The sequence below is a fragment of the Halalkalibacter kiskunsagensis genome (genome assembly GCF_037027555.1).
Lineage (GTDB): Bacteria > Bacillota > Bacilli > Bacillales > Bacillaceae_D > Halalkalibacter > Halalkalibacter kiskunsagensis.
The window spans coordinates 1-8,760 of record NZ_JAXBLX010000080.1 but is presented as its reverse complement, the minus strand read 5'-3'; the positions used below and the strand labels follow the sequence as shown (position 1 = coordinate 8,760).

At 38.7% G+C, this 8,760-nt stretch carries 8 protein-coding genes; 5 read left to right on the top strand and 3 right to left on the bottom strand.

Translation table 11 applies throughout. The features are described 5' to 3' along the window. Positions 1-81: 81 nt before the first annotated feature. The 3 genes from desA to SLH51_RS23925 form a co-directional block, all read right to left on the bottom strand. Positions 82-1,119 (bottom strand): Delta(5) desaturase DesA, encoded by a 1,038-nt coding sequence (gene desA / locus SLH51_RS23935; protein WP_335964098.1) that lies wholly within the window; start codon positions 1,117-1,119, stop codon positions 82-84. 136 nt (positions 1,120-1,255) lie between these two features. Beyond that, on the bottom strand, positions 1,256-2,884 hold the full coding sequence (locus SLH51_RS23930) for a PAS domain S-box protein (protein WP_335964097.1): 1,629 nt from the start codon (positions 2,882-2,884) through the stop codon (positions 1,256-1,258). A 235-nt stretch (positions 2,885-3,119) separates the two neighbouring features. Then, positions 3,120-3,617: a phosphatidylglycerophosphatase A family protein gene (locus SLH51_RS23925; protein ID WP_335964096.1), complete on the bottom strand. Its 498-nt coding sequence runs from the start codon at positions 3,615-3,617 to the stop codon at positions 3,120-3,122. Positions 3,618-3,748: 131 nt separating this feature from the next. On the opposite strand from SLH51_RS23925, the gene yutH reads away from it, so the two are divergent. The 5 genes from yutH (at position 3,749) to SLH51_RS23900 (ending at position 8,536) form a co-directional block, all read left to right on the top strand. Further along, positions 3,749-4,789: a spore coat putative kinase YutH gene (gene yutH / locus SLH51_RS23920; protein WP_335964094.1), complete on the top strand. Its 1,041-nt coding sequence runs from the start codon at positions 3,749-3,751 to the stop codon at positions 4,787-4,789. Between the two features lie 173 nt (positions 4,790-4,962). After that, positions 4,963-6,261, top strand: coding sequence for a homoserine dehydrogenase (locus SLH51_RS23915; RefSeq protein WP_335964092.1), 1,299 nt, complete (start codon positions 4,963-4,965; stop codon positions 6,259-6,261). A 1-nt stretch (position 6,262) separates the two neighbouring features. After that, positions 6,263-7,327, top strand: coding sequence for a threonine synthase (gene thrC, locus SLH51_RS23910; protein ID WP_335964091.1), 1,065 nt, complete (start codon positions 6,263-6,265; stop codon positions 7,325-7,327). Next, on the top strand, positions 7,324-8,259 hold the full coding sequence (gene thrB / locus SLH51_RS23905) for a homoserine kinase (protein WP_335964090.1): 936 nt from the start codon (positions 7,324-7,326) through the stop codon (positions 8,257-8,259). The genes thrC and thrB overlap by 4 nt, the downstream gene beginning before the upstream one ends. A 46-nt stretch (positions 8,260-8,305) precedes the next feature. Then, positions 8,306-8,536: a transcriptional regulator SplA domain-containing protein gene (locus tag SLH51_RS23900; RefSeq protein ID WP_335964089.1), complete on the top strand. Its 231-nt coding sequence runs from the start codon at positions 8,306-8,308 to the stop codon at positions 8,534-8,536. Positions 8,537-8,760: the final 224 nt, after the last annotated feature.

Genomic DNA, 8,760 nt, shown 5'->3' with positions numbered 1-8,760 from the left:
CTTCTCATAAGAAACGCGTAGTGAGCGAAGCCATTGCTTTTTTAATCGGTCGGTTTATGACCTTTGGAGTCTCTTTTAGTTTTATAAAGGACTTTTCACCTTGGAAGATTGGCCTCGGATAAACGTTCGAATGTCACGGTTTCCGATGAACTTACCCGCCTGATCATCCCACAGTTTAAAGGTAAGTGACTTTAAACTAGTTAGTAATGTTAGAGTTGGTACATTATTAAATTGCGGATCACTTAAGTGGGCTGCTTCTAATTGGTAGTTAGGTACACGAGAATTCAAATGATGTACATGATGATAACCAATGTTACCAGAGAACCATTGCAAAATTTTTGGTAACTTATAGTAAGAGCTTCCTTTTAAAGCTGCTTCAACAAAGTTCCAATTATCATTATGCTCAAAATAACCATCTTCAAATTGATGTTGAACATAAAACAACCAAACGCCTGAAAAAGTAGCAACATAAAAGATCGGTAATTGTACTAAAAGAAATGCTTTCCAACCTAAGGTGAGACCGAGTATTAGTATAATGGAAACCAAAACGATATTTGTTATCCAAACGTGCCTTCTTTCTTTTAACGAGGCACCTTTTGTGTTAAAACGATAATCAACTAAAAAGATATATAATGGTCCAACTAAAAACATGACAATTGGATTCCGATAGGTTCGATATAATAATCGTTTAAATGAAGAAGCGTCTGTATATTCTTGCAAAGTCATCGTCCAAACGTCACCAACGCCACGTTTTTCCAAATTTCCATTCGATGCATGATGAGTTGTATGACTTCGTTTCCACTGTTCAAAGGCACAAAATGTAAATAATCCGGTTATCATTCCAACTGTTTCATTTGCTTTACGGCTCTTGAAAAACGAGTAGTGCGTGCAATCATGAAAAATAATGAATATCCGTACTAAAAATCCAGCGGCTGGAATGGCACATAATAATGTTAACCAATACGATATTTCTAAACTGATGTAAGCTAAAAACCACAATAATAAAAACGGTCCTACTGAATTAAGAATCTGCCACACACTGGCTGTTATTCGTGGACTCTCAAATGGAGCTAATTTCTTCTTCCATTCTCGAATCTCATACTTTGACTGCTCACTCATTAAATCAATCACCTCAACTAATTTTAACAGAAAAACAACAAAAACTATGGATTATTTATAGATAACTATCCTCTTAATACTTCCCATCAATAAGAGTACGATGAATCTGTACCATACTTGTTATATGAATAATTTCTTATAATGGTCTAGCAGGCAAAATGATTGTCACACTTGTACCCTGATTTAACTCGCTCTCAAATTGAATCTTTCCATGATGAGATTGAATAATTTTATAACTAACGGTCAGACCTAATCCAGTGCCTTTCTCTTTGGATGAATAAAACGGTTCTCCTAATCTTTGTATTCTCTCATCATCTATCCCATTTCCATCATCTTTTATATTGACATGTAACTGATCTCCTTGTAAGCCGACGTCGATTTTGATTTTTGTAGAATCGGCTTCAATCGAGTTCTTAATGATATTAATAAACAACTGTTTTAGTTGATTCGGTTCACATTCAATTAGTGGCAAATTTTCATCTTTATTGTATTCTATTTCTACACTATAAAGATTAGCTTGTGACTCTAACAGCCACATGACACTTTCGAAAATTGAATTGATATCACATGTTTCAAACTGAACTTCTCTAGGTTTTCCAAGTGCTAACAATTCACTAGAAATTTGATTAATTCTTTCTAGTTCATCAAGCATAATTCCATAGTAAAAATTTTGTTTCCCATCATTAACTTGCATAAATTGAATAAATCCTTTTATGGAAGTTAAAGGATTACGGATTTCATGTGCGACACTAGCAGCTAGTTCGCCAACAACAGAAAGTTTCTCTGTCTTTCGCAATCGCTCTTCCGTTTCTTTTGCCTTTGTTATATCCTTGGCATAGCCGATTGCACCTACAACTTGATTGTTAATGACTGTTGGAACGGCAGTGCATTGTAAGATACGTTTGTCACCGTCTTTTCGAATAATCGTTACTTCTTTATTTACACATGATTTTTTCTCGTTAAGAATGTTCAAGAAGGCAACTTTCGTTTCGCGTTTATGCTCGTTAGAGATAATTGGCAAGATGGATTTTCCAATAAATTCATTTGGATCATATCCAGTTAGTGTTTGGAACATAGGGTTTAACTCAATTGCTTGTCCTTGGTTATTCACGATATAAACTAGCTCTGGGTTATATTCAAAAAGTGATTTGTAATTTTGCCTGCTTTCTTCAAGTTGCCTTTCAGCGTTAACTTGCTCTGTTATATCTCTTCCCATAACAACCAATTCTTTGCGACTGCCGTCTTTATGGAAAAGTGGAATCTTGATCGTGTCAAAGGTTTTCATGCCTCCATCTGGAATCGGAATTTGCTCAATGCAACGTGAAACTTTTCCAATCTTCCAAGCTTCTTCGTCTGATATCTCACAGTATTCAAAGGCTTCCTTATAAAATGGACTATAGGCGCCGAGCTCGGAATCTTTTTTTCCGACATAATCAACATGGTCAATTTGAAAAAGTTTCAGTGCGAACTCATTGGCTTGTGTCCAGCGTCCTTGTCCATCTTTGAAATTAACGAAATCAACCATCGAATTGATTAATACTTCTAATTTCTCTTTTTCCGCTTTAACAGTTTCGTTCTCTTCTTTCTTAACAAATACATAATAAATAAAGAATGTAGTTAATAGTAGAAAGAAAAAACCTTTCACCTGTTGTAAGACAATATATACTTGCATATCTGAATGCATTTGCGCAACGAGAAAATCCGTTCCGAAAATCCATAGTATCCCAAAAATGACGTAGATAAGAACCTTTTGCTTTTTATTCATTCTAATCCCCCATGTTGTCTGTATCCTAAGTGTCAATTCTACCACCAATTAGTTGCCAATGGTGTTAGTAATTTTACCCTCATGAATTTGTTTGAAAAAATGGGGGAAGAAGATGGATGTTAAACTATTTTTATGAAGGTTTAAATGGTAAGAGTGATTACAAAAAAATGCAGAGAAAACAAATTTCCCTAAAAGAAAAGGCTAAATCTGATTAGGATTTAACCTTGAACAACACTTACTCCGTATTAGCAGCGCTATGCGCAAGACGACTTGAAGCAGCTGCGGCAATGGCCCCGACAATATCATCTAAAAAGGTGTGGCACTCACCAGAACTTTTATCGTTTAGCTTTTCTAAAATACCTGGCTTTTGTTTATCGATGTAGCCATAATTCGTGAAGCCAATTGACCCGTATACGTTCACGATTGATAGGGCGATTATTTCATCGACACCATATAAACTCTCATCGCGATCAATGATGTCTTGCAGCGGTTCATCTAATAACTTCTTTTCCGCGAGGACATCCAACTGAATACCTGTAATGACTGCATTTTGCACTTCTCGTTTTCGTAAGACTTTATCAACATTCTCTTTACAAAGATCAAGATTGAGGTCTGGGTGATATTTCACCTGAAGAAAATAAACAAGTTCTGCAATATCATCTAAGGTTACACCACGTTCAACGAGCCATTCTCTTGCTTTTATTTCTACTTCATCCATGTTGCGTTTTGTCATACGACTCACCTCCGACGACTTCTGGGCCCTTATTATGACTATAGGCTAATACTAGTCTACTGTCCATATACACATTTTATTCATTTGGGTCATAGACTAGGAAAAGGATGAACGTTTGAGGAGGGACGTTGATGTTTGAACGGAATCTATATGACGGTTATGGGATTTACTGTGAAGGACGTTTTACAGTTGGAGAATATGAAGGGTTTAGTGCCGGGGGGAAATCCTATATATTATTGCCAAAAGAAGAGTGTATGTTACAAGAGGACGAAATGATCGCATTCAGTGACTATATGCGTTCAATAGGAGATGCATCTGTCCTTGAACCTCTTGTTTCTTTACAAAAACGCAGGTCAGCTTTAATAGATGGTCAGGAAGTGTACGTGTGTCCATTGCCAGATGTGGAAGAAAGACAAGGGACGTTAACTCAAGTTCTTACCCCTGAAGAAAAAGGCGCTCATTTGGCTACAATTCATTACTATGGAAAACAAATCCCCTATCAAAAAAGAGGATATGACTTTTTCGGTCAATGGCCAAAATTGTGGGAAACCAGACTCGAACAGTTAGAAGGTTGGTATCAGCAAATCTTGTACGAAGGACCACAGTCTTATGTAGATGAAAGCTTTTTGTTCTCGTATCCTTATTTTATGGGTCTAACAGAGAATGCCATTCAATATGCGGTCGATGCTACGTTAGATGATCCTGCTCGTGATCAAGAAAAACCGACAATTTGTCACCGACGTTTTACTGACCGAACATGGATTGTCATTACAGAAGCTGGCGAAATTGTGAAACGACCAACAGAATTTGTCTATGACCACCCTTGTCGTGATTTAGCTGAATGGACTCGCGATCAACATTGGACAGAAAAACAGTTTTCTTGGGAAAAGCTTGAATCATTTTTTAGTGGATATGAGCAATATGAAACGTTAAGCTCTTATTCATGGAAGTTACTCTATGCCAGATTGCTTTTTCCACTTCATTATTATGAAGCAATTGAGGCCTATTATCGTAGTCAAATAAAAGAAGATAAAATGAAACTCGGCGAAGAGTTCTTCAGGTTAATGGAAAATGAACATAAAAATGAACAATTTCTAAAAGGATTTTCAGAACAAATCATGATGACAAGAGGTGTTGGAACTTACCAAGTGCCTCCAGTTGATTGGTTATAATGTATAGGGTCCCCTCCTCTTTACTATGCTAAAGAGGAGGGGACCCCATTTTTCTGAATTTTTTCAAATTGTCTATTGTACTTCTCGTTAAAGAAGTCTATAATGTCCATTATAGATAAACAAATGTGCTTTTTGAATATACATGGAATAGTATGGAAGAAGGAGTGGAGAACATGTCAGCAGCAGAAGTCCGCATTGGATTACTTGGCCTAGGAACAGTAGGAACAGGGGTTGTATCCATTATAGAACGTCATCAAGAAGAGTTACAACACCAAGTTGGTTGCCCTGTAACCGTCAAGAAGGTCGTTGTGCGTGATATGGAGAAAAAGCGAGCAGTGGATCTTGATGATTCGCTTGTGACCGATAATATAGAAGAGGTTCTTTTTGATAAAGAAATTGATGTAATCATAGAAGTAATGGGGGGAGTAGAGTCAACCAAAGAGTATTTGTTGACAGCTCTAAAAAACGGGAAGCATGTTGTAACAGCCAATAAAGACCTAATGGCATTGTATGGAGCTGAGTTGTTACAAGTAGCAGCCGAGCATAACTGTGATTTATACTATGAAGCAAGTGTAGCTGGTGGAATTCCAATTTTACGAAGTTTAAGCGATGGGTTGTCTGCTGATCGAATTACGAAAATGATGGGAATTGTCAACGGTACAACCAATTACATTCTCACAAAAATGACTCAAAATGGCAGCTCTTATAAAGATGTGTTAAAGACTGCTCAAGAATTAGGTTTTGCTGAAAGTGATCCTACAGCAGATGTTGAGGGCTTAGATGCAGCGAGAAAAATGGCGATTCTTGCAACATTAGGATTCTCAATGAATGTTAGTCTAGATGATGTTGTTGTTAAAGGGATTTCGTCTGTTACGAAAACAGATCTAGATTACTGCGATCAACTTGGGTATACTATGAAATTAATTGGACTTGCAAAACGAGATGAGGGTCGTGTTGAGGTAAGTGTTGAACCAACATTGCTACCAAAAGAGCATCCACTTGCATCCGTTCATAATGAATACAATGCGGTCTATGTGTACGGTGAAGCAGTAGGGGAGACAATGTTCTACGGTCCAGGTGCTGGATCATTACCAACAGCAACTGCAGTTGTTTCAGACGTAGTATCTGTTATGAAAAATATGCGCTTAGGCGTGTGTGGGAGAGCAGTACAAAAACCTCTACATGAAAGAGTTCTAAAACAAGCAAATGAAATTGATTCTAAATATTTCTTGCGACTGCGTGTTGAGGATAAAGCGGGAACATTCCAAGCTGTGACAAGTTTATTTGCAAGCCATGAAGTAAGTTTTGAAAAGTTATTACAACTGCCGATTGAAGGCGAAGAAATAGCAGAAGTTATCGTGATTACTCATCATACAAACAAAGAAAATTACGAACAATTATATAAAAAATTATCTGAGCTTGAGGTCATTGAATCGATTGAAAGCTGTTACCGTGTCGAAGGAGGACGTTAATATGAGTCGTTGGAAAGGGTTAATTCAAGAGTACAAAGAGTATTTACCTGTAACTGAGGAGACGCCGCTACTTACCTTGCATGAGGGCAATACACCACTTATCGAACTAGAGCAATTATCGAAGGAGTGGGGCGTTAACGTTTATGTGAAATATGAAGGATTAAATCCAACCGGTTCATTTAAAGATCGTGGGATGGTCATGGCTGTGGCTAAAGCAAAAGAAGAAGGAAGCAAAGCGATTATTTGCGCATCAACAGGAAATACATCAGCGGCTGCTGCAGCGTACGGAGCAAGAGCAGGACTTAGGTGTATTGTTGTTATTCCAGAAGGGAAAATTGCGCTAGGAAAGCTCGCTCAGGCGGTAATGTATGGTGCTGAAGTTTTGGAAATCAAAGGGAACTTCGATAATGCGCTTGATATTGTTCGTGAGATTAGTAAACAAGAGCCGATTACGCTCGTAAACTCTGTGAATCCATATCGTATTGAAGGGCAAAAAACGGCAGCATTTGAAATTGTCGATGCACTTGGCAAGGCTCCGGATGTGTTAGCTATTCCAGTTGGAAATGCAGGGAATATAACTGCGTACTGGAAAGGATTTAAAGAGTACCATGAGCAAAAAGGCACTGGCTTACCGGAAATGCGAGGATTTGAGGCAGAAGGTGCAGCTGCGATTGTTCAAAATAAAGTCATTGAAGAACCAGAAACGATCGCAACAGCAATTCGCATTGGAAACCCTGCAAGTTGGGATAAAGCTGTAGCTGCAAAAGAAGAGTCAAATGGTGCAATTGACTTTGTAACAGACGAAGAGATTTTAGAAGCGTATCAGTTACTTGCGAAAACAGAAGGCGTCTTTGCAGAACCGGCATCATGCGCATCTATCGCTGGTTTGAAAAAGCAATTAGATTCAGGAGAAATAAAAAAAGGCTCAACTGTTGTCTGTGTGTTAACTGGTAATGGTTTAAAGGATCCGAACACAGCCATCGACACAGTATCTGTTAAGCCTACGGTATTACCAAATGATAAAGAAGCCTTCCTTGCTCATCTAAAAGGTGGTGTCACATCATGAGCCAAGAACCATTTGTCATAACGGTTCCTGGTAGCTCAGCAAACTTAGGGCCTGGCTTTGATTCAGTTGGGCTTGCGGTTAATCGTTATTTGACACTTGAAGTACAACCTTCAGAAAAATGGTTTTTTGAGTCTTCTTCTATAGAACTTCATGGGATTGAAGAAGGCGAGGACAACTTGATATATCAAGTTGCTTCGCATGTGGCAAAAGAATGTAGTGTTAAACTTCCTTCATGCCATGTTTTGATGACAAGTGATATTCCATTAGCAAGAGGTTTGGGTAGTAGTGCTGCTGCAATTGTTGCTGGTATTGAGTTAATGAATCAGTTAACTGGAGAAAAATTAACGGTTGAGGAAAAAGTAAGATATGCCAGCCTTTGGGAAGGTCATCCTGATAACGTTGCTGCTTCGGTTTACGGTGGTCTCGTAATAGGAACACATACAGCTAGCAGTACCGAGGTGCTATATGGAGGAGTTCCCGAAGTTGATCTTGTCCTCTTAGTACCTTCTGAAGAATTGAAAACAAAAAAAGCTCGTGGGGTTCTTCCTAAAGAACTATCATATAAGCAAGCAGTAAGGGCGAGTAGTGTAGCAAACGTTCTTGTTGCCTCTTTGCTTCAAGGTAATTGGGAAGCTGCAGGAAGAATGATGAATGAGGATTTATTTCATCATCCTTACCGCGGTGAACTCGTGCCGCATTTAGAAGAAGTCATGCAAGTTGTTCGTGAGGAAACAGCGGCTTATGGAGCGGCATTAAGTGGTGCGGGACCAACAATGATTTGCTTAGCGCCACTGCATCGTGGTGAAGAAATTCAAGAGAAGCTTCAACGTCATTTTCCTGACTTTGAAGTGGCTGTTCTACGTCCCGCTAAAGAAGGTATCCAAGTAAAAAAAGGAATTCAACAGAAAAAAGCATCAGCACAAATAAGCTGAATAGATAAGACGCATGGCGGGCAAACCAACAAAAAGGGGGCCCGCCATGCTTGATATTGCGCAACTTGAAGAAGGACAACAAGTGTACATAATTTACAGGAATCCACATACACCAACGGTCTCCACAATCCAAGAAGCAACAATAATAAGAGACCCAATGGATCCAACTAGGTTATCACTATTACTGTATGATTTTTACCACCCCATTGAAGAAGACGATGCAATCTTTACATCATATCAAGAAGCAGAATCATTGTTTGAGCAGTATTATATGTAAGAGAGAACGTACCAAAGGACGACCTTCCCTTTGGTACGTTCTCGAAGCATTGAGCGGAGCCATTGCAAGGTTTTAAGTCCAAAAGGGTGGTTTTCCCGTTTGGACGCGCAATGAGAGGAGCCAATGCCTTCCATGAATCACTAAAACCCAAAGGACGACCTTCCCTTTGGTACGTTCTCGAAGCATTGAGCGGAGCCATTGCAAGGTTTTAAGTCCAAAAGGGT

Excerpts from the sequence above, each read along its gene's own strand:
- yutH (WP_335964094.1), top strand. The coding sequence starts at position 3,749 with ATGTTTGAACGGAATCTATATGACGGTTATGGGATTTACTGTGAAGGA.
- SLH51_RS23900 (WP_335964089.1), top strand. The coding sequence starts at position 8,306 with ATGCTTGATATTGCGCAACTTGAAGAAGGACAACAAGTGTACATAATT.
- desA (WP_335964098.1), bottom strand. The coding sequence starts at position 1,119 with ATGAGTGAGCAGTCAAAGTATGAGATTCGAGAATGGAAGAAGAAATTA.
- thrC (WP_335964091.1), top strand. The coding sequence starts at position 6,263 with ATGAGTCGTTGGAAAGGGTTAATTCAAGAGTACAAAGAGTATTTACCT.
- thrB (WP_335964090.1), top strand. The coding sequence starts at position 7,324 with ATGAGCCAAGAACCATTTGTCATAACGGTTCCTGGTAGCTCAGCAAAC.
- SLH51_RS23930 (WP_335964097.1), bottom strand. The coding sequence starts at position 2,884 with ATGAATAAAAAGCAAAAGGTTCTTATCTACGTCATTTTTGGGATACTA.
- SLH51_RS23915 (WP_335964092.1), top strand. The coding sequence starts at position 4,963 with ATGTCAGCAGCAGAAGTCCGCATTGGATTACTTGGCCTAGGAACAGTA.
- SLH51_RS23925 (WP_335964096.1), bottom strand. The coding sequence starts at position 3,617 with ATGACAAAACGCAACATGGATGAAGTAGAAATAAAAGCAAGAGAATGG.